Annotated in this window: 22 protein-coding genes; 9 read left to right on the top strand and 13 right to left on the bottom strand. The window is 52.5% G+C overall.

The features are described from left to right. The first annotated feature begins 86 nt into the window (after window positions 1-86). A complete protein-coding gene (locus tag E2980_RS10550; RefSeq protein WP_135152148.1) occupies window positions 87-1091 on the top strand; it encodes an LCP family protein in 1005 nt (334 codons plus the stop codon). Between the two features lie 34 nt (window positions 1092-1125). Further along, window positions 1126-2442 carry a glutamate-1-semialdehyde 2,1-aminomutase gene (locus E2980_RS10545; protein ID WP_135152147.1) on the top strand — a complete coding sequence of 439 codons (1317 nt, stop codon included), beginning with the start codon at window positions 1126-1128 and terminating at the stop codon, window positions 2440-2442. A 253-nt stretch (window positions 2443-2695) separates the two neighbouring features. Here E2980_RS10545 and E2980_RS10540 read toward each other — a convergent pair whose 3' ends face one another. The 7 genes from E2980_RS10540 to E2980_RS10510 form a co-directional block, all read right to left on the bottom strand. Then, window positions 2696-3913, bottom strand: coding sequence for a GTP-binding protein (locus E2980_RS10540; RefSeq protein WP_135152146.1), 1218 nt, complete (start codon window positions 3911-3913; stop codon window positions 2696-2698). Between the two features lie 31 nt (window positions 3914-3944). Beyond that, complete coding sequence (locus tag E2980_RS10535; RefSeq protein WP_135152145.1) at window positions 3945-4907, bottom strand: metal ABC transporter substrate-binding protein; 963 nt, start codon at window positions 4905-4907, stop codon at window positions 3945-3947. 4 nt (window positions 4908-4911) lie between these two features. Next, window positions 4912-5784 (bottom strand): metal ABC transporter permease, encoded by an 873-nt coding sequence (locus E2980_RS10530; RefSeq protein ID WP_135152144.1) that lies wholly within the window; start codon window positions 5782-5784, stop codon window positions 4912-4914. Continuing rightward, window positions 5730-6437 carry a metal ABC transporter ATP-binding protein gene (locus E2980_RS10525; RefSeq protein WP_135152143.1) on the bottom strand — a complete coding sequence of 236 codons (708 nt, stop codon included), beginning with the start codon at window positions 6435-6437 and terminating at the stop codon, window positions 5730-5732. The genes E2980_RS10530 and E2980_RS10525 overlap by 55 nt, the downstream gene beginning before the upstream one ends. A gap of 31 nt (window positions 6438-6468) precedes the next feature. Continuing rightward, window positions 6469-6906 carry a Fur family transcriptional regulator gene (locus E2980_RS10520; protein ID WP_135152142.1) on the bottom strand — a complete coding sequence of 146 codons (438 nt, stop codon included), beginning with the start codon at window positions 6904-6906 and terminating at the stop codon, window positions 6469-6471. Between the two features lie 142 nt (window positions 6907-7048). Beyond that, a complete protein-coding gene (locus E2980_RS10515; RefSeq protein ID WP_135152141.1) occupies window positions 7049-7792 on the bottom strand; it encodes a class I SAM-dependent methyltransferase in 744 nt (247 codons plus the stop codon). A gap of 7 nt (window positions 7793-7799) precedes the next feature. Then, window positions 7800-8132, bottom strand: coding sequence for a (2Fe-2S) ferredoxin domain-containing protein (locus E2980_RS10510; RefSeq protein WP_135152140.1), 333 nt, complete (start codon window positions 8130-8132; stop codon window positions 7800-7802). A gap of 148 nt (window positions 8133-8280) precedes the next feature. On the opposite strand from E2980_RS10510, the gene E2980_RS10505 reads away from it, so the two are divergent. Next, window positions 8281-9285, top strand: a complete 1005-nt coding sequence (locus tag E2980_RS10505; RefSeq protein WP_135152139.1) for a CobW family GTP-binding protein — start codon at window positions 8281-8283, stop codon at window positions 9283-9285. Window positions 9286-9288: 3 nt separating this feature from the next. Here the strand turns inward: E2980_RS10505 and E2980_RS10500 are convergent, their stop codons facing one another. From E2980_RS10500 to uvsE, 5 genes are all read right to left on the bottom strand, one after another. Next, on the bottom strand, window positions 9289-9495 hold the full coding sequence (locus E2980_RS10500) for a GTP-binding protein (protein WP_135152138.1): 207 nt from the start codon (window positions 9493-9495) through the stop codon (window positions 9289-9291). Window positions 9496-9949: 454 nt separating this feature from the next. Further along, the gene (locus E2980_RS10495; RefSeq protein ID WP_135152137.1) at window positions 9950-10198 is read right to left on the bottom strand and encodes a hypothetical protein; all 249 of its coding nucleotides are present in this window, start codon (window positions 10196-10198) and stop codon (window positions 9950-9952) included. 44 nt (window positions 10199-10242) lie between these two features. Beyond that, window positions 10243-11094 (bottom strand): inositol monophosphatase family protein, encoded by an 852-nt coding sequence (locus E2980_RS10490; protein ID WP_135152136.1) that lies wholly within the window; start codon window positions 11092-11094, stop codon window positions 10243-10245. Between the two features lie 200 nt (window positions 11095-11294). Next, on the bottom strand, window positions 11295-12065 hold the full coding sequence (fabI, locus tag E2980_RS10485) for an enoyl-ACP reductase FabI (RefSeq protein ID WP_135152135.1): 771 nt from the start codon (window positions 12063-12065) through the stop codon (window positions 11295-11297). 147 nt (window positions 12066-12212) lie between these two features. Continuing rightward, window positions 12213-13220, bottom strand: a complete 1008-nt coding sequence (gene uvsE, locus E2980_RS10480) for a UV DNA damage repair endonuclease UvsE (protein ID WP_135152134.1) — start codon at window positions 13218-13220, stop codon at window positions 12213-12215. 237 nt (window positions 13221-13457) lie between these two features. Here uvsE and E2980_RS10475 point away from each other — a divergent pair, with 237 nt between their 5' ends. The 6 genes from E2980_RS10475 to E2980_RS10450 all read left to right on the top strand — a co-directional run bounded on the left by E2980_RS10475 (window position 13458) and on the right by E2980_RS10450 (window position 21407). Beyond that, window positions 13458-15236, top strand: a complete 1779-nt coding sequence (locus E2980_RS10475) for a sensor histidine kinase (protein WP_167747065.1) — start codon at window positions 13458-13460, stop codon at window positions 15234-15236. A 13-nt stretch (window positions 15237-15249) separates the two neighbouring features. Beyond that, window positions 15250-16281 (top strand): response regulator transcription factor, encoded by a 1032-nt coding sequence (locus E2980_RS10470; protein ID WP_135152132.1) that lies wholly within the window; start codon window positions 15250-15252, stop codon window positions 16279-16281. A 156-nt stretch (window positions 16282-16437) separates the two neighbouring features. Further along, complete coding sequence (locus E2980_RS10465; RefSeq protein ID WP_240702980.1) at window positions 16438-18111, top strand: type 2 periplasmic-binding domain-containing protein; 1674 nt, start codon at window positions 16438-16440, stop codon at window positions 18109-18111. A gap of 79 nt (window positions 18112-18190) precedes the next feature. Beyond that, window positions 18191-19099: an ABC transporter permease gene (locus E2980_RS10460; protein ID WP_135152130.1), complete on the top strand. Its 909-nt coding sequence runs from the start codon at window positions 18191-18193 to the stop codon at window positions 19097-19099. 9 nt (window positions 19100-19108) lie between these two features. Continuing rightward, a complete protein-coding gene (locus E2980_RS10455; RefSeq protein ID WP_135152129.1) occupies window positions 19109-20005 on the top strand; it encodes a carbohydrate ABC transporter permease in 897 nt (298 codons plus the stop codon). Window positions 20006-20024: 19 nt separating this feature from the next. Then, window positions 20025-21407 carry a hypothetical protein gene (locus tag E2980_RS10450; RefSeq protein WP_135152128.1) on the top strand — a complete coding sequence of 461 codons (1383 nt, stop codon included), beginning with the start codon at window positions 20025-20027 and terminating at the stop codon, window positions 21405-21407. A 57-nt stretch (window positions 21408-21464) separates the two neighbouring features. On the opposite strand, the gene E2980_RS10445 is transcribed toward E2980_RS10450, so the two are convergent. Beyond that, window positions 21465-21782: a hypothetical protein gene (locus E2980_RS10445; protein ID WP_135152127.1), complete on the bottom strand. Its 318-nt coding sequence runs from the start codon at window positions 21780-21782 to the stop codon at window positions 21465-21467. Window positions 21783-22031 lie beyond the last annotated feature (249 nt).

Below are 22031 nucleotides of genomic sequence, written 5' to 3'. Positions count from 1 at the left end.
AATTCGGCCGACTTAGCCAAACTTGCTTATTCCTGCGCCGAAACTTTATAATTTTAACATACAGTACCGGGAGAGGACATCTATTCATGCGCAAAAAGTGGAAATACACGCTCATCGGCGTTCTAAGCCTCATGTTTATCGTATTATGCTTCGTTGGATGGAAAGTATATGGTCTTTATAATGTAGCGGACAACGTTCAAAAGTCGAAAGAGGAATCGCGCTTCGGCCATTTCGAAGAGAAGCCCGAATATAAGCCCCCGGAATGGGAGGGCTCCGAACGCGTTAACGTGCTTCTCATGGGCGGCGATGAAAGAGGTCTAAGGGAGGGCGACGTTGCCCGTTCCGATTCCATGCTCGTGGTTTCCTTCGATCCCGCCAGCAAGAAAACCCACCTCTTCTCCGTCCTTCGCGACACTCACGTGGATATTCCCGGCTTTAGGGCAAATCGCGCCAATGCGGCGATTACCCTCGGCGGTCCCGAGTTAACGATGAAGACGATCGGCAACTTAACCGGCTTGGACATTCAGTATTATGTATATGTCGATTTCCAAGGATTCATTAAATTGGTGGACGCGATAGGCGGCGTGGATTTCTACGTCGAGAAGGATATGAAGTATTCCGATTCGGCCGACGACCATATTTACGACATTGATTTGAAAAAAGGCCAACAGCACCTGGACGGCGACAAGGCGCTTCAATATGTCCGGTTCCGGCATGATAAAATGTCCGATTTCACCCGTACCGAACGCCAGCGGGATTTCCTGAAGGCTATCGCGGCCAAGCTGAAATCCGGCTGGAATTTGATCAAGCTTCCCGAAATCCTGGGCAAGGTTACTCCTTACATGGAGTCGAATATGTCCGCCAACGATATGTTGAAGCTAGCAAGCTTAGGTTACAAATCCCATCAAGCCGGATCGGCCCAGATTCCTCCGATGGAGCTTGTTACCGACGAGATAGTCGACGGTTCCTCCGTGCTTGGCATCCGCAGTCTTGATGCCCTCAAAGAGTACGTGCAGGAAACTTTGGCCAAGGACGACTCAATAGGGACGCCGTCTCCAACGGCAAGCGGAACTGCCAGCGGGAAAAAGTAAGTTCGAATCATCACAGCGGAGGCTCATACGGAAAATGAAACCCAGATTACGTTCATCCGAATTATACGAAGAAGCCCAGCAACACATCGTCGGCGGGGTGAACAGTCCCTCCCGCTCGTTCAAAGCGGTAGGGGGCGGAGCTCCCGTGTTCATGGAACGCGGGCAAGGCGCCTATTTATGGGATGTCGACGGGAACAAGTATATCGATTATTTGGCTGCATTCGGGCCTATTATTACCGGTCACGCCCATCCGAAAGTGACGGAGGCGATCGTCCGGGCGGCACGGGACGGTACTCTTTACGGCACGGCTACGGAGCATGAAATTCGGTTGGCTAAGGTTCTGAAGGAAGCGATTCCTTCCATGGATAAGGTTCGATTCGTCAATTCCGGAACGGAAGCGGTCATGACGACGATCCGCGTTGCCCGGGCTTTTACCGGACGCAACAAAATCATTAAATTCGCAGGCTGCTATCATGGACACGCCGACTTGGTATTGGTCGCTGCCGGCTCCGGCCCGTCGACCCTCGGGATTCCCGACAGCGCGGGAATCCCGCCTAGCATCGCGAGCGAAGTCATTACCGTTCCGTTCAACGAGCTCGACGGATTGCGGATTGCGCTTGAACGGTGGGGCGACGAGGTTGCGGCCGTCATGGTCGAACCGATCGTCGGCAACTTCGGGATGGTTATGCCGAAGCCCGGTTTTCTGGAGGGACTGTGCAAGATGGCAAGGGATGCGGGCGCGCTTGTCATTTACGACGAAGTCATTAGCGCTTTCCGGTTCCATTACGGCTCCTCTCAAACATTCTCCGCGTTCTCGGATCAGGATGCCATCCGCCCGGACTTAACCGCGCTAGGCAAAATCATCGGCGGCGGCTTGCCCATCGGCGCATACGGCGGACGAGCCGACTTGATGGCGATGATCGCTCCGCTAGGACCCGCGTACCAAGCGGGAACGATGGCGGGCAACCCCGCTTCCGTGTTGGCGGGTCTAGCCTGCCTCGAAGTATTAAGGGAACCGGGAGCTTATGAGCGGATGGAAGCTATGGCTGTGCGGCTAGCCGATGGTTTGCAGAGTTCCGCAGACCGTCATGGCGTTCCGCTTACGATCAATCGGATCGTCGGAGCGTTCTCGACCCACTTCTGCGGGCATCCCGTGACCAATTACGAGGAAGCCCAAGGATCGGACGGGGAGCGGTTTGCCCGCTTCTTCCGGTTGATGCTGGAGCGAGGCATCTATTTGGCACCGTCCAAATATGAAGCGTGGTTTCTCACCATCGCGCACACCGACGCGGACATCGACGAGACGCTCGTTGCAACCCAGGAATCGTTTCGCGAGATGGCCGGAGATTGAGACTGCCGACTAAATAGCTTCACCTTTTATAGCTAGAGATACTCCTGCGCGTCGGTTGAGTGCTCTAGCTATACTTTTTATAGTTACAGCCTTTCCCGGGCTCCATCTAGGTGCTCTAGCCATACTTTTTATGGTTGCAGCCCTTCCAGGGCTCCATCTAGGTGCTCTAGCCATACTTTTTATGGTTACAGCCTCCCGCGCGCGACAATTTAGGGTTGCTCTCAACTGAGAGCAACCCTCTTAATTTTTCTTCTTATTGAAGCTGCTCTTCCAAGTGCACGTTCGACTGATTCGGAAACTCATCGTTGAAGCCTGACCACTCCATGCCCATCTCCTCGTCCGTGAGCAGACAATCGTCCAGCTCCCCGGACAACTCTTGCTGATTCATCGAGAGACCAATGAACACGACCTTGTTGATCCTATCGCCAAATGTCGGATCCCAATATTCCGTGATTTTAGGATCCTCGCTCATGGCTTCCTTTCTTTCCTCTTCGGGAAGCGCCGCGACCCAATGCCCCGCCGGGCCGAATTGTATCGAAGGCCCCGCCTGGCTGAGGTTCTGAGCCATGTCGTTGCGAGTCGCAAGCCACACCATACCTTTGGCGCGGACGACTTCGGCAGGCCAATCGCTCATCCAGTTCATCAATCTCTCAGGGTGAAAAGGACGAATTCTTTCATATACGAACGAGGAGATGCCGTATTCTTCCGTTTCCGGGACATGGTGCTCCTTGGCCATTTCCTGCATCCATCCGGCGGATTGACTCGCTTCATCGAAATCGAATAAGCCGGTATTCAGGATGTCGGATGGATTAATTTGCCCATAAGCGGAACGAATCAACTTGGCGCGAGGCTGCAAGCTGTGAAGCACCGTTTCCAATTCCTCGAGCTCCTTCTCCTCCACCCTGTCGCACTTGTTCAGAATAAGCACGTCGCAGAATTCGATCTGGTCGATCAGCAGGTCGACGACCTCGCGGGTATCGTCCTCCCCGATCTCCTGCTTCCGGTCCATCAAGGTTTCGCCCGAAGCGAAATCGCTCCAGAATCGGTAGGCGTCCACTACGGTTACCATGCAGTCCAGCCGGCAGAACTGCGTAAGGTCGATGCCGTGCTCTTCGTCGATGTAAGTAAAAGTCTGAGCGACGGGGATAGGCTCTCCCACGCCGGTCGATTCGATGAGCACGTAGTCGAAGCGATTCTCCTTGGCCAGCCTCTCCACCTCGCGCAGCAAATCTTCCCTTAGCGTACAGCAGATGCATCCGTTGGACATTTCCACGAGCTTCTCGTCCGTGCGGGAGAGCCCTCCGCCGTCTTTAATCAGATCGGCATCGATATTCACGTCGCCCAAATCGTTCACGATAACCGCAACCCGCATTCCTTCCCGATTGTTCAATACGTGGTTGAGTATCGTCGTTTTTCCCGCGCCCAAATACCCGCTCAACACGGTTACGGGAAGCTTCTTATTGTTATTCATTCTTATAACTCCCTTAACCCGGTCTTGTTTATTATTCGTTAAGCGCCTTAACTAGTCCGGCTAGGTTATTTTCCATGATTCCGATATAATCGAGCCCTTTGCTGATATCTTCATCGGTCAAGCCTTCGAGAGGATTAAGCACGTCCGTTTTGGCCCCGATTTCGTCCGCGATCGTCTGGGCGATCTTAGGATCCACCAGCGTTTCGAAGAAAATGGTCTTCACCTCATGCTCATTCGCGAAGGCGACGACTTCCGCCATCTGTTCCGGCGAAGGCTCTTGTTCCGGAGACAAGCCGGAGATCGGAACCTGAGTTAATCCGTAATCTTTAGCCAAATAGCCGAAAGCGGCATGCTGGGTGACGAATTCCTTTTGCTTGGCGCCGCTTAAGTCGTTTTTGAATTTCTCGTCCAACGCTTGTAGTTTCTCGATGTATGCATCAGCGTTCTTCTTGTACTCTTCCTTATTGTCCGGATCGGCTTTCTCCAGTCCGGCTTGAATATGGCGTACTTCTTGCTGCGCTAGTGCAGGAGACAGCCAAACGTGAGGATCGAGAGCGTGTCCTTCTTCTTCATGTCCTTCCTCCTCATGTCCTTCCTCCTCATGCTCTTCTTCTTCATGCTCATCCGTTCCTTCTATTAACTCGATGCCGTCCGTAGCCCTAACATCGACGCGGTTATCATTCTTCGCGCTCTCCAGCGTTTTTTCCGCCCAGCCCTCTACCAGTCCGTTATACACGAATAAATCGGCTTCCTGAATGGCTGCAACGTCTTTAGGAGACGGCTCCCAATCATGCGGCTCCACGCCGGAAGGAATCAATCCGACGACCTCCGCGCGATCTCCCGCTACCTGCTTCGTAAATTCTACCATCGGATAAAAAGAGGCAACGACCTTCAATTTATCCGCTTTGCCCGCGTCGTTCCCGTTCGAATTACCGCACCCTGATAATACCAATGCCGCGATCGCTACTCCTGCCATACCTTTTCCTAATTTCATTTCCTCAAACTTCCTCTCGATAAATAGGATTAATTAGTGCGCTTTTTTCCTTCAGCTTGCTGTGTTGCTTTCTCCACTTCACCGCGAACTTCTTAATCCCGATGCCGACGACTAGAAAAAGAAGCAGGGTCAGCGCGATCGTCCCCCCCGGAGGAGTGCTTAATTCATAGGAAGCCGTCAATCCGGAGAATACGCCTATCAGCCCGAACAGCATCGCCAGCCCTAAGGCGGCGGTAAAGCCCTGCGCTAGCCGGATGGCCAAAGCCGCCGGCAGCACGATCAAGGAAGACACGAGCAGAACGCCAACGATCGGCATCGCCGCCGCGACGATCATCCCGGTTATGACGCTGAACAGCAGCGAGATCAAGTTGACCGGCACCCCGTTCGTCCTAGCCGTTTCTTCGTCGAAGGTGATGAGGTACAAAGGCTTTCTTAATCCGTAGAAAAACAATGCACCCAATAGAGCCACTCCCGCGACCAAGTAAATCTCGGTCTTCTGAACCGCGACGACGGAGCCGAATAAATAGGAAGAAAAGCTGCGATTTGTTCCCGGATTCATCGACATAAGCACGAGGGCGGTCGATAACCCCCCGATCATGATGATGGCGATGGACACCTCGGAATAAGTTTTGTAAGATCTTCTGACGAATTCGACAACGACCGCGCCAATTAAGGCGATAATGAAGCCGAAGAGGGAAGGATTAACCTTTATCAACGCGCCCAGCGCAACTCCCGCCAACGAAACGTGCGACAACATGTCCGCCATAAGCGCCTGCCTTCTCAGCATTAGATACACTCCGAGAACCGAAGCGACCAAGGCGATTAGACCACCGGCGAAAAATGCCCTTTGCATGAAGTCGTAGTGCAGCATTTCCATCCTCCCGCCTCCTTCTTCTCCAGTTCGATAATGCGATCCAAATACGGGCTTGCCTCGGACAAGCTATGGGTAACCATCACTACGGTCATGTCGCGTTCCTTGACCAACCCGCCGAGCAGCGCGTACAATCTGGACCGGCTGTCCGTATCCATCCCGTTCGACGGCTCGTCTAACACGAGCAAATCCGGTTGCTGCGCCAAAGCCCTCGCGATGCATATCCGCTGCTTCTGCCCGCCTGAGAGCTCGCCGATCATACGGTTTCGCAGCTCCCACATGCCAACCTGCTTCAATGCTTGCTCGGAGAGCTCCCGATCTTCGCCGCTCGCGGGCTTGAACCATTTTCCCCGTGCATAGGTTCCCGAAAGAACGAACTCCAACACCGTGCTGGGGAATCCGCTATTAAACGCGGCGATTTGTTGAGGGACGTACCCTACGACGAGCTTCTTTCCGTCTGCGCGTTTGCTCGCTCTGGCCACCGTTCCGCTCCATGGCTGAAGCAAACCGAGCGACAGCTTAAGCAGCGTTGTTTTGGAAGCACCGTTGGGACCGGTTACGGCTACGAATTCTCCGTTGTGTATCTCTATGTCCACGTCTTCCAAGCATGGCGAGTCCCCGTAGCCGAAGACGACATTTTTCATCGATGCAAGTAACATTTTTTCACCCTTTACCTTGAAAATAATTCGATCAGAAATGGCTGCAATCGGGACAATACCCCAGCACCTCATGACGGTGCATGACCGCTTTGAAAGCGGCAGGAAGCTGCGGAGTCTCCGAAGCGCAGACGGATTCAAACGGATATACGATATCGCAGGACATGCATACGAAATGATGCTGCCCGGAAACGGCATCGGCATCGGAAGAATTGCGATTGATTCCGAATTTTACTCCGTCCTTATTGTAGAACGGTTCAAGAACTCCCATTTCCTGAAGCAGCTTCAGATTTCGATACACCGTATCGTAGCTTAGTCCCCGATGCTTCGATCCTAAGTCATGATAGACTTGCATGGGCGTCAATAAATCCGAAGCTTCAGCGAACAATCTGGCGATGGACCTGCGTTGTTCGGTAATCCGCAAGCCATTGCGGGAGATCATCCGAATGATTTGTTCTACGGGATACTCCATGCGGATGCACCTCTCTAGACAATTCGTAATTATTACGTATGATAGTTGAAAAAAAGAACGTCAATCTCATCACGCATCGTCCGTTTAATCGTAACCATTACATTTATAGATAGTAACCTTTACGATTAGGTGTGTCAAGACATTAGATCCGGTGTCCCACCATGATCATTCGCGGCGACTCCCGCTCATGATAGACGTCCTCGTCGTAGTTACCATAAACGGTGTCCAAGGCCAGACCCGCTTTGCTCAACATATCCCTTATCCGGTTAAGAGAATATAGCTTCACGTTTTCCTTATATCGTCGCGTCGGTCTGCCCGGTACCCCTACGACAATTTCTTTCGTCAAGAATTCATTCCGAATTCGACGGGTTTCTTTGATGCTATACCCATCGACCTCGCGCTCCGAAAAAAGCACAAGATGATCGGCAACGAATTGCGGATTCAAATAGTCGATAATGAACCGGCCTCCCGGTTTGAGCGCTTGGCGAATTTGCCTTAACACTTGCGACTGTTCGGCGTCCTCTTCAAAATAGCCAAAGGACGTAAACAAGTTAACGACCGCGTCGAATGCTTCTATGAACGATGCATCGCAGGGCAATGAACGCATGTCGCTCTCGATCCAACGGATAGCTTGATTGGAATCCGACACGCGTGCTTGCCTCAGCAATACGGGGGACAAATCTACTCCCGTAACCCGGTAGCCCGCTTCCGCAAGCAAAAGGGCATGTCTCCCCATGCCGCAGCATAGGTCCAGCACTTGGCTATGCTTCGGAAGCTTCAGCCACGCCATCATTTTGCCGACCTCATCAGCCGCATTCCGCCTATCTCTGTGTTTATAAACAAGCAGATAGTCCTCGCCAAAGCTTTCCTCGTACCATGGATTCATCCTTTCTTCATCCCCAGTTCCTTTTCGTATCTGGATTAAAAGAATACAGTAACCGTTCTTCTAGCTGCCGTCCTTCGATTACACGTCTAACCAACTCCTTGCCCGCAGTCGGAGTCATGTACCTGTACCACGCTCCTTCCGGATACGCGATAACGATACACCCATCCGCGCATCTTCCATTGCAACGCGTGCGCGTCGTATGGATAAGACGATCGGCACCGAGCCGGGATATTTCTTCCCTAATCGCCAAAGTCACTTCTTCTCCGCATCGAAGCATGCAGCTCTCTCCATTGCAAATGAGCAAGTGAGTCTGCATGCCTTCTAAGTTCAATGTACTCACGATTTCCCCTCCTTACATATTTAACTGTAATTATTACGATTATAAAGAGACGTCGTCGAAAAAACAAGTCTGGATTTGACTTTGATTTTGCATAAATCTATACTTGTGTTGTTCGTAAAATTTACTATTAGTAAAAGGAGTGAAACCCATGTCATTGAATCAAGATGAAGACACTCGGGTACCGGTTACCATTTTAACGGGATTTCTCGGAGCAGGAAAAACAACGCTGCTGAACCATGTTCTCACGGCCGATCACGGGCAGAAAATCGCCGTCATCGTGAACGAGTACGGTGAAGTCGGCATCGACAACCAACTCATCGTAGGCGCGGATGAGGAAATCATCGAGATGAATAACGGCTGCATTTGCTGCACGGTCCGGGGAGACCTAATCCGGATTCTCTCCGAGCTAATGGAAGCCAAGCAAGGCAAAGGCGATCAACGGAAAGGCGGATTCGATCGCATCTTGATCGAAACGACGGGTTTAGCGGACCCCGCCCCTGTTGCGCAAACCTTCTTCGTGGATGAAGCGGTCGCGGATTTCTACCGTTTGGACGCGATCGTAACGGTTGTCGACGCCAAACACGCCGGACAGCATCTCGACGAAGGCCATGAAGCGCAAGAGCAGGTGGCGTTCGCGGACGTCCTGCTCCTGAATAAAACGGATCTCGTGCCGGAAAACGACCTAGTCCGTCTAGAGCAGCGTCTTCGTGCCATGAACCCGGCCGCCAAGCAGTACCGGACGCTGCAATCGAAAATCGATATCGGGCATATTCTCGGAATCGAAGCCTTCGACTTGGCCACGAAGCTCGAGATCGATCCCGGATTCCTGGAAGAGGAAGACCATAATCATGACGACGATGTCGCTTCTTTATTTTTCCGGGAGACGCGCCCGCTCGATATCGACAAAGTGAATAAGTTCTTAAACGAGTGGTTGCAGGATCACGGTACGGACACTTTCCGTTACAAAGGCGTATTACATATCAAGGGCGTCGATCAACGTGTCGTTTTCCTAGGGATTCACATGCTGTTCAGCTCCTATGCCGATCGCGCTTGGAGAAGCAATGAAACTCCGCTAAGCGAATTCGTCATAATCGGACGCAATCTGGATGAAGCTTGGTTCAAGGAACAATTCGCTGGCTGCGTTGCATCTTAATGCTTAGAATCCGATGAGTCCGAGAATCGTTTCATTAGCAAGGGATAGGGCGTCCGGCTCCCCGATTACGACGAGAACTTCTTGAACTTCTTTCTGCGGCCGGATCGGCATCATTTCCAGCTCCCGGTACGCATACTGAATGAGATGAAGTCCTTGCTCGCCTTCGAACCGAACGATTCCCTTTATCCGATGAGGAGATCGGACGAACAAGTTAAGAAAAAACGAATTCGCCGTCTTTTAATCGATTTCATCGAATGCGTAGGGGCGAGTTGGTACGGTTTTGTTACTATCTCGGCTCGATTCGACTGTGGCGGGCGGAGTTAGCAAACTTTCTTTACTATCTCGGCTCGATTCGTCTACGGAGGGGCGAGTTGGTAAGGTTTTGTTACTATTTCGGCTCGATTCGACTGCGGCGGGCGGAGTTAGCAAACTTTCTTTACTATCTCGGCTCGATTCGACTGCGGCGGGCGGAGTTAGCAAACTTTCTTTACTATCTCGGCTCGATTCAACTGCGGCGGGCGGAGTTAGCAAACTTTCTTTACTATCCCGGCTCCATTTGCCAGTGGGTGCCTTGGATGGTACGCATTCGTTACTATCTCGGCTCGATTCGACTGCGGAGGGGCGAGTTTACTCCATTATTGTAGTATGAAAAGAAGGGCACCCCTCAGCGGGATTGCCCTTCTTCTGCGTCCTTGTCCACTTTTACTTTGTCGTACCTGTCATCCACTTCCCGCGCGAGAGTTCGATAAGCTTTCGTTTCCTCGACCACCGGATCGCGCTTCGCTTGAATGCGGATTTCCCAGCGGGGAAGCAACTGCTTGGTTGCTTTCTCTTCTGCGTTCTCTTGCGAGTCTTCAGCCTGCTCCTCGGATAATTTGCGTGCGAGAAGCTCCTCTGCTTCCTTGTGATCCAATTCCTTCGCCCCCTTCGTCATAGGATGGTCGAAAGCTCCCTATCTCATGTACGGGCTGCTACTCGAAGCTCTTCTATTAATTCATCATGTACGAGACCGTTACTTGCGACAACGTTGCGTACCCCGAGGTGAAAAGGCTGCCCTGCTACGTCCGACATGCGTCCGCCCGCTTCTTCCACGAGCAAGGAGCCTGCCGCGATATCCCATGCGCTCAGGTTGTATTCCCAGAAGCCGCTTAAACGTCCTGCTGCGACATAGGCGAGATGAAGAGCAGCGGAGCCTGCCACGCGCAGATTACGAACTTTAGGCGCCAAGGCTTGAATACTCTTCATATTCGCCGGCAATGCAACGTGCTGATCCGCAGGGAAACCCGTCGCCAGCAAGCTTTTGTTTAAAGCGTTCTCTTTCGCCACCTGCATTCTGCGGCCATGAACATAAGCGCCCTTGCCTCTCTCGGCAACGAACAGCTCGTCCCTCGACGGATCGTACACGACGCCGACGATGACTTTCCCTTGATGCGCGAGAGCTATGGATACGGAGTAGAAAGGAAATCCGTGCACGTAATTGGTCGTACCGTCTATGGGATCGACGATCCACAGGTACTCGGATTCGCTCATTTCCTGCAAAGCTTTCGCGGATGCCTCCGGCCCCGGTTCAACGCCCTCTTCTCCTAAGAAGGAGTGAGTTGGGAAATGCGTGAGGATCAGATTGCGAATCATTCGTTCGGCGCCCTTGTCGACTTCCGTGACGAGATCGTGCATCGAGTATTTCGTATCCAACTGGGTAATGCTGCCCACTTTGCTTTTAATCCATTCTCCCGCTTTGGCGGCGCAATTGACGGCTACCGCCGTAAAGCTCTTGCCACCGATAATGCTTTCCGGCTGGTTCTCGTCCATTATCCATCCCTCTAATCATCAATATCGTTTGCAACGAATATACAAATCATATCGTCTGCATGCGGACCAGGTTGTCCTATTCTTATCATATACGAAAAAGCATCTTACCGGTTACAACGAATGTCTCCCGTTTTGTAAAAAGAAGCCGCCCTTTATCGTAACGACAAAGGTGCAGCCCCATAATAGATGAGTCCTATTATCTAAATCCCCACGATATTATAGCCGTTGTCCACGTGAAGTACTTCCCCTGTAATCCCGCGGGCCCATGGGCTCATCAGGAACAATGCGGTATCTCCGACGTCGGAGGCTTCCGTGTTGCGGCGAAGCGGAGCTTTCTCCTCAACCTGCTTCAGAATCGTGTTGAAGCCCGCGATTCCTTTGGCCGCAAGCGTGCGGATCGGGCCTGCGGAAATTGCGTTCACGCGAATGTCCTGAGGACCTAGGTCGCTCGCCAGGTAACGAACCGATGCTTCAAGCGCGGCTTTGGCAACGCCCATGACGTTATAATTTTTAAGAGTGCGCTCCGCTCCTAGATAGGTCAAGGTCACGATGCTGCCGCCCTCGGTCATAAGCGGGTGTAGTCTCTGCGCGACGGCAGTCAAGGAATATACGCTGACATCGTGCGCTAACGCGAACCCGGGACGGGAAGTATCGACGTAAAGGCCGTCCAGCTCCTCTGCCTTGGCGAAAGCAATGCAGTGGGCTAGTCCATGCAGCACGCCTACCTCTTCCTTTAGACGCGAAGCAAGATCGTCAATGTCTTCATCCGAGGAAACGTTGCATTGCAGCGTCAGAGATCCTTCGATCGTATCCGCCAGCTTCTTGACGCGTTCTTCAACCCGCTCGTTCTCGTATGTAAACACCAGCCGCGCCCCTTGAGACGCAAGCGATTGCGCTATGGCCCAAGCAATGCTGCGCTCGTTGGCAACACCCATGACCACGATGTTCTTTCCTTGAAGCAATCCACTCATACCTTGGAAATCCTCCTCGCCGCAAGTAAGGTTGTCCATAGCCTCCAATCGTTGACATGACACCCTTCTTTGTCCAACGTAACTGATTTCCAAATGGATTGCAACAGTCAAATCGCTTGTATTACGGATGAAATGTAGGCGTTTTCACTAAAGCACTTCGACGCTGCCCCCATCGATCATTCGGATGGGTCCATCCGCGGCTTCAATCGCGCGGAAGTCGTCCACAAGCTTCAGTAAAGCCTCGTCCTTCCGCTTAGCCTCGATCATCACATCTATCGCGGGAGTAGATTCTGCGATTTCGTAAAGAAACTTCAGCAAGGGACCCAGGTCGATATGGTCGGAATGACCGCGCGGATCCGTCGAGCTCTTGGGACTGGAAGCATGGATCTTCGGGGGCAGCCGCTGCGGAGTGCCCGCATGCTTGACGTTCCATGAGAAGCGATCCCATGTCATCTGTATGCGCGGCCACAATTTCGCTGCCTGCTCGCTGCTCGGATTTACCGCATCGTGATGAATGTCCAGCACCATCGGCACGCCCACTTCTTCCGCGATCCATAGCGTTTCGGCAGCCGTGAACGTTTTATCGTCATTTTCCAAAGTTAGACGTTCCGTTATTCTCGGCTCGATCGTGCGAAATTGCTCGACGAACCTACGCCCGGATACATCCTTATCCCCGTAACTTCCTCCGACATGGATATTGTTCGTGGCGCGTTGATCCAAACCCATAGCTTCAAGCATTCGCACATGATGGTTTAGGTCGTTGACTGACTTCCGGAACACGTCCTTGCGAGGAGTACTTAATACCGTAAAATGATCCGGATGAAAAGAAACGCGAATGTCATGCTCACGAACAAAGGCCCCGACTTCAGCGAAAGAAGGCGCCAAAGCGGGGAACGGATCCCAATCCTGCAGGTCCTCGTGGGTGGCCAGGGGAATAAGCTTCGACGACATTCGGTACACGCGTATGCCCAAGTATCGATTATGCTTCAGCAGACGTAACGTATTGTGCAAATTTTCCTCGGCAATGCGCTCAAGACGACGCAATCCCGCCTCTCGATCGGCCAGCTTCGAAAAACTCGCCATCGTCATCGTTTTAGAAGGAGACGCGTTCTCGAGCTCGACCGACATCGCAACGTATCCGAACCTTACGATCAATTGTTTCGTCCTCCCGCACTTACTATGTACGGGTAATAGGATTGCTCTCCGAAGAACATTTCATGTGCGAGCGCGGTTTGAATACAGGCCAAATGGATTCAAGAATAGAAAACAACAGGAATAAAGCGATTCCGACAAGTTCCTCCTTTGCCGAGTTATGTCTGGGCAAAGACAGTCATGCTATACTGTAAGCGCTACCGCTATCATTCGTTGCAAGCTTGGAAGGATGTTTTACGAATGCGATATTTTCAAGAGATGTCTCTGAAACTGAAGTTCAACCTTCTAATGTTATCGTTGTTCCTTATCATCGTCGTTATGGGCATGTTGTGGTACAAGACGTCGGCCAACGCCATCGAGAACAACGCAATTGATTATACCAAGCAGATCGTCGAGCAAGTCAATTCCCATCTGGACACTTATTTCGTGGATATTCAGGAGCTGACGTTCCCGATGCTAGCCAACCCGCTGACGCAGCAATTCATGGATTACTCGAACAACGATCATTACCGCAGATACGAACTTTCCAAAGCGATCGACAAGAAGCTGTTCACTCCTATTCTGATCAACCGCGAGAACATTCACAGCATTTCTCTCATCTCTGATCAGTCGATCGCCAGCTCCAGCAGAAGCTTTATTTCAGCGGAGGAGCGATACGCCGACTACATTTCGCGTATTCCATCGCCAGGCAAGTACCAGATCATGGGTCGGGAAACGATACTGTCGACTAATGTCATCGCGATGGCGCTACGGTTCCTGGACGCGAGCAAACAGAAGGCGACCGGGCTGCTCATCGTCGACCTGAAGCTGAACGAGATTATCCGCATTTGCAAGAGCGTAAAGCTAGGCCGAACCGGATTCATGTGGATCGCCGACGCAAACGGCAACCTGCTCTACCACCCGGACGAAGAGTTGATGAAACAGAGAGCGTTGCCGGAGTACGTTCCTGAATCTCTCCCGAAAGAAAGCGGTTCTAAAGTCGTCGATTCGCCCGAGGGCAAGAAGCTTGTCCTGTTCAATTATTCCGCCAAAACGAATCTCGTGCTCGTATCCGAGGTGCCGTATCGGGAGCTGAACGCGCCGCTCGTCCGCTTCAGTCTCATTTCCATACTCATCGTTATTGTTCTCATGCTAGCGTTGTCGCTGCTTATCGTAGGATTGATCGTCCATCCGCTAACGAATTCGCTGCTGTTGCTCAAGAAGCTGATGTTTCGGGCAGAACGGGGCGATCTGGATGCCAAGGCGCCGGAAAATAAAACAAACGAAATCGGCAGCCTGTTCCTGAGCTTCAATCGGATGGTAAGCGAAATCAAGCAATTGATCGAGCTTGTGCGCCATGCCCGGCTGAAGGAAAAGGAGATGGAAGTCAAGCAGAAGGAGTCACAGCTGCGCTACATGCAATCGCAAATCAACCCTCATTTTCTTTACAATACGCTGGAGGTAGTCAACTCCAATGCCATTGTAGAGGGCAATTTCAAAATCAGCAAAATGATCGTCTCTATTAGCGAAATATTCCGCTACAGCGTCGGTAACCCCGGCGACCGCGTTACTCTCCGGCAGGAAGTGGAACATACCGACTTCTATCTGGAAATTCAAAAGGAGCGGTTCGGGAGCCTCGAAACGGAGGTTTCGATCGGGGAGCCCGGAATGACCGCCGTCCCGGCCGTCCGGCTGATGCTGCAGCCGATCGTCGAGAACAGCTTCAAGCACGGCTACGAGAATCATCGCATGAAGCCCGGTTATCTCAGCATTGCGGGCCGAACGACGCCGGACGGATACGAGATTCTCGTATCCGATCGCGGTGGAGGAATGGACGCGGCTATTATGGAACGTTACAACGCCCTGTTCAGTCAAGCTTCGCAGGAGGAATCCGGCGAGCATCAGCACATCGGTTTGTGGAACGTGCATAATCGGATTAGAATGACGTTCGGAGAAAGTTACGGCTTACATATAGTTCAATCGAACAAAACGGGTACCGTCATAGCCATCCGACTGCCCGTCATGACGGATAACCTGTAAGGGGGAATTTCACATGCTCAAGGTCATCACGGTGGATGATGAGAAAGCGGTCAAGCAAGGCCTGCGTAAAATCATCGAGCTTCATTGCCCGGGGTTCGAGGTTGTCGGCGAAGCCGAGGACGGGCTCGAAGCGCTGGAGCTCGTCCGACTGCACAACCCGCACGTCGTTATTACGGATATTACGATGCCGGTGATGAACGGAATCGAACTGATTGCGCGCATTCGGGAGTGGAGCGCTGCGACCGAGTTGATCGTCATGTCGGGCTACGACGATTTCAAATACGCGCAAGAGGCGCTGCGGTATGGAGTGAAGGACTATTTGCTCAAGCCGATGAAAATAGAGTCGGTCAGCAAGCTGCTGAACGGCTTGCGGGAAGAGAACGTCCGGCGCAGCGCCGAGCTTGAACGCTACAGAAGCTGCTTATGGGCTTGCACGGGGATCGTCGAAAAGCTGGCGGAGCAGCTATGGCTGCTCGATGAAGCGGGCTGGAACGGCAGCTTGACCGCTATATCGGAGCGGATTGGCGGGGATCTTCTGACCGATGACGAGAAGGCTCTGCTGTATGCCGATCTGACCGCTTATTTGCGCAGGCAAATCCGCGAACGCGGGCTGGAGCTCGAAGACGTCGCGCCGACCGAACGCGGTTCTGAGGATTTGTTCGTTCGCAACGTCGACCATGCGGCAGACGTCATCCGCGCCAACCGCAATTGGGGACAGCGTGTAGCGATCCGCAATGCGCTCAACCATATTCACGAACGGTATCACGACCCCGAATTGTCGCTCGAGGAGGTCATTGCGCTCGTTAACGTATCCCCGGCTTACTTCTACAAAATGTTCAAGGAAGAAACGGGCCGCAATTTCAAAACGTACCTGATCGAATTCCGGTTGGACAAAGCTCGGGAGCTGCTTGCCGGCGGCCAATACAAAACGTATGAAATCGCCGAACGGATCGGCTACCCGGACTACCCTCATTTCACCAAAGTATTTAAAAAATACGTCGGATTATCGCCCAGCGAATTTCGCAAAAACATGGGGATCTTCTGAAAGCGCTTTTATAAAGTACCGAAAACCGCAACTTCTCGAAGCTAATGACATGTTGCAAACGCTCCCGGCGATCTACAATGACAATTACGAAGCGGGAGCCAGGTAGTCGTTTCCGCCGAGGCACAACATCTAAAGGGGAGAACCGGATTGAAAAAGATGTGGAATGCCGTCCTTGCGGCGGCGATTGCGGTTGGGGTTACGGCGGGATGCTCGTCCGGCAAGAATGAATCGGAGCCATCGGCGTCGGGTTCGGCGTCGGCTTCAGAGTCGGGTTCGGCTGCGCCCGAAGCAGCGGCGAATTTGTTCGGCTGGACACCGCCCGCGGAGACGACCGTGATCGACTTTTACCAGGGAGACCGGGATAATCCCGACAAGGTCGCCAGAAACACGGAGAAAATTCACCGGTACATTTTAGACAATTTCAACGTCGATCTGAAGAAAACGGTGTATGACGTCGATCCGAAGGAGCGGCTGAATCTGATGCTCGCCTCCGGCGATTATCCGGAAGTCATCGTCGCGATGGACGGCGACAACGTATCGAAATGGAACGCGCAAGGAAAAATCTTCGATCTTGCGCCGCTGGTGGATCAATACGGTCCGAACATCAAGAAGGCGCTTGGCGACAAATACAAATCGTATTTGGATAAGGACGGCAAGCTGCTCGGAATTCCGCGCGGCTGGGGCCTCTTGCCGATTACGGATTTCAGCGCCCACATTCGTCTCGACTGGTACCAGGAGATGGGTTCGCCGCCAATCGAGACGCCGGAGGATTATTACAACGTCCTCAAGCAGATGGTCGCCGCTCACCCGACGAACGCTCAAGGCGAGAAGGTGTATGCCCTATCTTGGAACGACCAGATCAAAATCAACAACGTGATGGGCATCTGGGGTTTGAAGGACGGCTACAAGGAGGATGCGAACCACAATCTAACGCACTGGGTCAATACGGATGAGGGAATGGAAGCTGCCCGGTATTACAACCGCTTCTATCGCGAAGGTCTTCTGGATCCCGACTTGTTCATCAACAAATTCGACGATTGGAAAATCAAGTTCACGAACGAAAGAATCGTCGGCCATATCGGATTGTGGTGGCAATCGTGGGACGCCGGTCACGAAATGTGGCGGACGACTTTGCCGGACTACAAGGATAATATGCGTTACGTCCAGATCGCGCTCAAAGCGCCTGGCGCGGAGAAAGCGTATCTGTCGCCCAAGGATACGACCGGCTGGAACTACACCGTACTGACCGACAAAGTTAAAAATCCGGAAGCGATCATCAAGTTCTTCGATTTCATGATGTCTCCTATGGGTACTCGACTCATGGGCTGGGGTGTTCCGAACCTTGAGGATTCCGGGTGGAACTACGAAAGCGGCGGCGTTTGGAGCTTCAACGAAACTCAGAAGCAGGCGCTGCTGAACGGCACGTTCGATTACGACCATTTCGAACAGTTGGGCGGCAACGCGTACTGGATCGTTCACGGGCAAGGCTTGCTCGAGGACGATGGGAAGAGCACGGCTTGGTACGATCAAAATTTCAACGGTGAAGACAAGTGGAAAAAAACAATGAACGACAATTTGAAGGATACGATTTACGACAATACCGCCCGACGCATCGTATTTGCTGCAGACAATCCTTTCACGCTGGTCAACGAGCAAGTTGAGGATATGGTAACGGACGGCTTCGCCAAAGCCGTCATAAGCAAAACCGAAGAAGACTTCGTTTCCAATTTCAATGAGTTAAGAGAAAAGGCGAATAAGCTTGGCTTGCACGATCTCGAAAAATACAGGACCGAAGAGTACAAGAAACAACTTGCGCTCTTGAACGAATAAGCCGTCCGAACAAAGAGGAAGGTGTGCCTGTCATATCCTCCTCTTTGTTTTTGTTTCGGCTCACAGGAGGCAGCTTGACATGCAAAATTTGATGCGCCGCATCGTCCGGGAGCGGCAGATTTGGATCATGGCCGTCCCCATGATCGCATGGGTGCTCGTGTTCTCGTATTACCCGATGTACGGCATGATTATCTCGTTTCAAAATTACGTACCCGGAAATTCGTTTTTCTCCGGCGACTGGGTAGGCTTCGCGCATTTCGAGCGTTTTTTCTCGTCGCCCGACTTTTTGCAGGTCATGCGCAATACGCTGGCGATGAGCGGACTGAATATTTTATTCGGCCTTCCCGCTCCGCTTATACTTGCCCTGCTCCTGAACGAGTTGAGGAACAAGACGTTCAAACGAGTGACCCAAACGCTCTCTTACATTCCTTATTTTATTTCGTGGGTTGTCGTGGCAAGCATTTTGTTCACGCTGCTCGGCAGCGACGGGCTGCTTAACAGGCTGCTGCTCGATTTCGGCATGATCAAGGACCCGATTTCCTTCCTTGGCGAAGGAAAATATTTCTGGACGATCATCACGGCTTCGAATATATGGAAAGATATCGGCTTCAATTCAATCATTTACTTATCCGCCCTCGCCAGCATCGACCGTGAACTGCTGGACGCGGGCAAGGTCGACGGCATCAGCCGGTTCGGCACGGTCTGGCACATCTATCTGCCCGGTATCCGCACGACGATTATTTTGCTATGGATTCTCGGGATCGGCGGCATTCTGAACGCCGGCTTCGAGCAGCAGCTGTTGCTCGGCTCGCCGACGACTTCCGATTATTCCGAAGTCGTCGACACCTACGTCTACAAATACGGCGTGCAGCTCGGCTACTACTCGTTTGCATCGGCAGTCAACCTGCTGAAAGCCGTAGTCAGCGTCGTCCTTGTCTTAAGCATGAACCGCATCGCCAAGAAGTTGTTCGATACATCCATCGTCTGAGGTGAACGCATGAAGAGCGAATTCTTGAGAACATCGGTCGGCAGTAAACTTTTCGATGCGGGCAACATCGCCTTGATGCTCGCTTTCGGCTGTATCATGATCTATCCGTTCCTGAACTTGCTGGCTTTGTCGTTCAACGACGGAATCGATGCCGCGCGCGGCGGCATATACCTGTTCCCGCGCAAGTTGTCGTTGTCCGCGTACGAGCTGCTGTTTCAGAATCACAAAATGCTGGAAGGATTAATGTGGTCCGTGCTGCGCGTCGTCGTCGGAACGTCGCTATGTCTGTTCGCTACGGGGCTGCTGGCGTATCTGGTGAACATCCGCCACTTTTCCGGCAAGCGGCTGCTGCGCATTCTCTTTTTCGTAACCATGTACTTCAACGGCGGCTTTTTCCCGGCTTATCTGCTTATGTTGAAGCTGGGCTTGACCAATTCATTTCAAGTTTATTGGCTGCCTTCCTTATTCAACGTCTACTTTATGCTGCTGATCGCCTCCTACATCCAGAATCAGCCGGAAGCGCTGTTCGAGTCGGCCAGAATAGACGGCGCGGGCGAATTTCGCGTCTATTGGCGAATCGTTATCCCGATTTGCATGCCCGTCTTCGCGGCGGTATCCGTTTATTTGGCGGTATCTCACTGGAATTCGTGGTTCGACGTCGTGCTCTACAACCCGAGCGGAGATTACGACACGCTGCAAGTTTATCTGCGACGGCTGTTACTGGAGATGGAGGGCTTGCAGCAAATCCAAGATCAGCAGATGCTTTACAACAAATTCAGGGATTTATCGCCTTTGACGCTGCGAGCCGCAACGACGATTATCGTTACCGTTCCGATTCTGCTGGTCTACCCTTTCCTGCAGAAGTATTTCATCGGCGGCATCACGCTCGGCTCGGTTAAAGGCTGACACAGGAGGAAAATATCGCATGACTGCCAATGAAAAACTTAAGATGAATCAACAAGTAACCTTCTCGTCCTCTGAGGCCGTTCTTGACGCCGGCTTCCAGTGGGCTGTTGCGCAGGCGCTTGCCTACTCCCATAGCGGCGGAGATCCGGTCGGTTTATGGTACGAGGCTGCCCTTCCCGGACGGGGAGCCTTTTGCATCCGGGATGTCGCGCATCACAGTGCGGGAGCATCCGTGTTGGGGCTGTCTTCTCATACGAAGAACATGTTCATCCGTTTTGCGGAAAATATCTCGGCATCGCGCGACTGGTGCACCTATTGGGAGATGACCGGAGACAACCTCCCGGCGTCGGTCGACTATACCGACGACAACGACTTCTGGTACAACCTTCCCGCGAACTTCGATCTGATCGATGCCTGTTACAAACAGTGGCTGTGGACGGGAGACGCCGACTACTTGCGGCATCCGGTGCTCACGCAGTTTTACCGGCATAGTTGCGAAGATTACGTCCTTACTTGGGACAAGGACGGCGACGGTATCGTCGAGCATTTGCCCGAATACGGCAGAAGAGGTATCGCTTCCTATAACGAAGACGGCTTGCAGCCGCTTGTCGGGGGAGATTTGTTGGCCGCTCAGTTCGCCGGCTTTCGGGCATATGCGGAATTGTTGGCGCTGAACGGGGATTCGCGCGGCTTCGCGAGCTATTCGGCACGGGCGGAATCGTTCAGGTTGCTGTACGAGAAGGATTGGTGGAACGGGGAAAGCGACCGGTTCTACGGCGCTTTGTTGCAGGACCGGACGTACTACGAGAGGTACTACCAGGAAGGGAACTATCTCCCGCTTTATTTCGGCATTGTGCGGGAGAAGACCAAGCTCCGCTCCGCGCTTTCGGATGTGGCCCGCAACGGAGCGGCCAACGTCGAAGCGAAAACGTACATGCCCGATATCTTCTACCGATATGGGAACAACGAGGACGCGTACAGGGAGTTGCTTGAGCTCGTCGATCCCAAGTTGGATCGAAGGGAATACCCCGAGGTTTCCTTCTGCGTCGTCGGCGCGATCGCAACCGGTTTGATGGGCTTGTCCGCAGACGGCGACGACGGCGTTGCGACGGTGAGTCGGCTTACCAATCGGCTTCCGTTCGCGCGACTCAGGTTCGTTCCGGTCTTGAACCGGGTGATCGACGTCGAACACGACGGGACGACCGAAACACGGTTGACGGTACGACGCGGCAAATCGATAAAGTGGACGGCCGCGTTCCCGGGAACCCATTCGCATTTAGTGCTTAACGGCACACCGACCGCAACGCAGATCGAGATTGATGCGGGCGGAAAAATGGTATCCTACCTGCTCGTCGACGTCGGAGAAGGGCAAAGTCATTCCGTTCGCGTCGCCGGAGCTTGACGAAAGTTGAGCCGTCCTCTCAGAGGGCGGTTTTGTTCATGTTACTTGTGACTTCGACTAGGATTGCTCTCCGAAGAACATTTCATGTGCGAGCGCCGTTTGGATACGGGATTCCTCATCTGTTAGCCGGCGAATGAGCTCCATCTCCACCTGCGTGACTTCCTCGCCTTGAAAATTGATTTCCGCGATGGACGCGACGATTCGCACGATAGCGACGGCTTGGTTATCGGGCGCATAAGCAATGACCTTCTGTCCCGTGGGGAAAACGCGAAATTGTTTTTTGACCATTTTACCCCGGCCATATTCCAATAGTTCATACAATTCTTGCTCGGATTTGAACTTGCACACCGAATTAAACTCCGTTTGAAAACCCACAGCGATTCCTCCCGACTTCCTATAATAAATCTTAGTATCCGTTCATTATAACCTCCAGCAGCTCATGAGGAAAAGTGGGGATAACTCGCAAAAATTGCGACTGCGATTGGGTTGTGCACACTCGAGGTTGTAGAATAGGGAATGCCGGATAGTTCTCCACATGTGGATAAGAGTTGTTTCGGGGAAACAAGGGCTGTTTTCCACACTGGATTGTGGATTAGAGGGGATAATGGGAGGATAAGTTGGAGG

Source organism: Cohnella luojiensis (assembly GCF_004564235.1).
GTDB classification, from domain to species: domain Bacteria; phylum Bacillota; class Bacilli; order Paenibacillales; family Paenibacillaceae; genus Cohnella; species Cohnella luojiensis.
The sequence above is the reverse complement of the archived record's forward strand: the minus strand, read 5'-3'. Positions and strand labels throughout refer to the sequence as shown.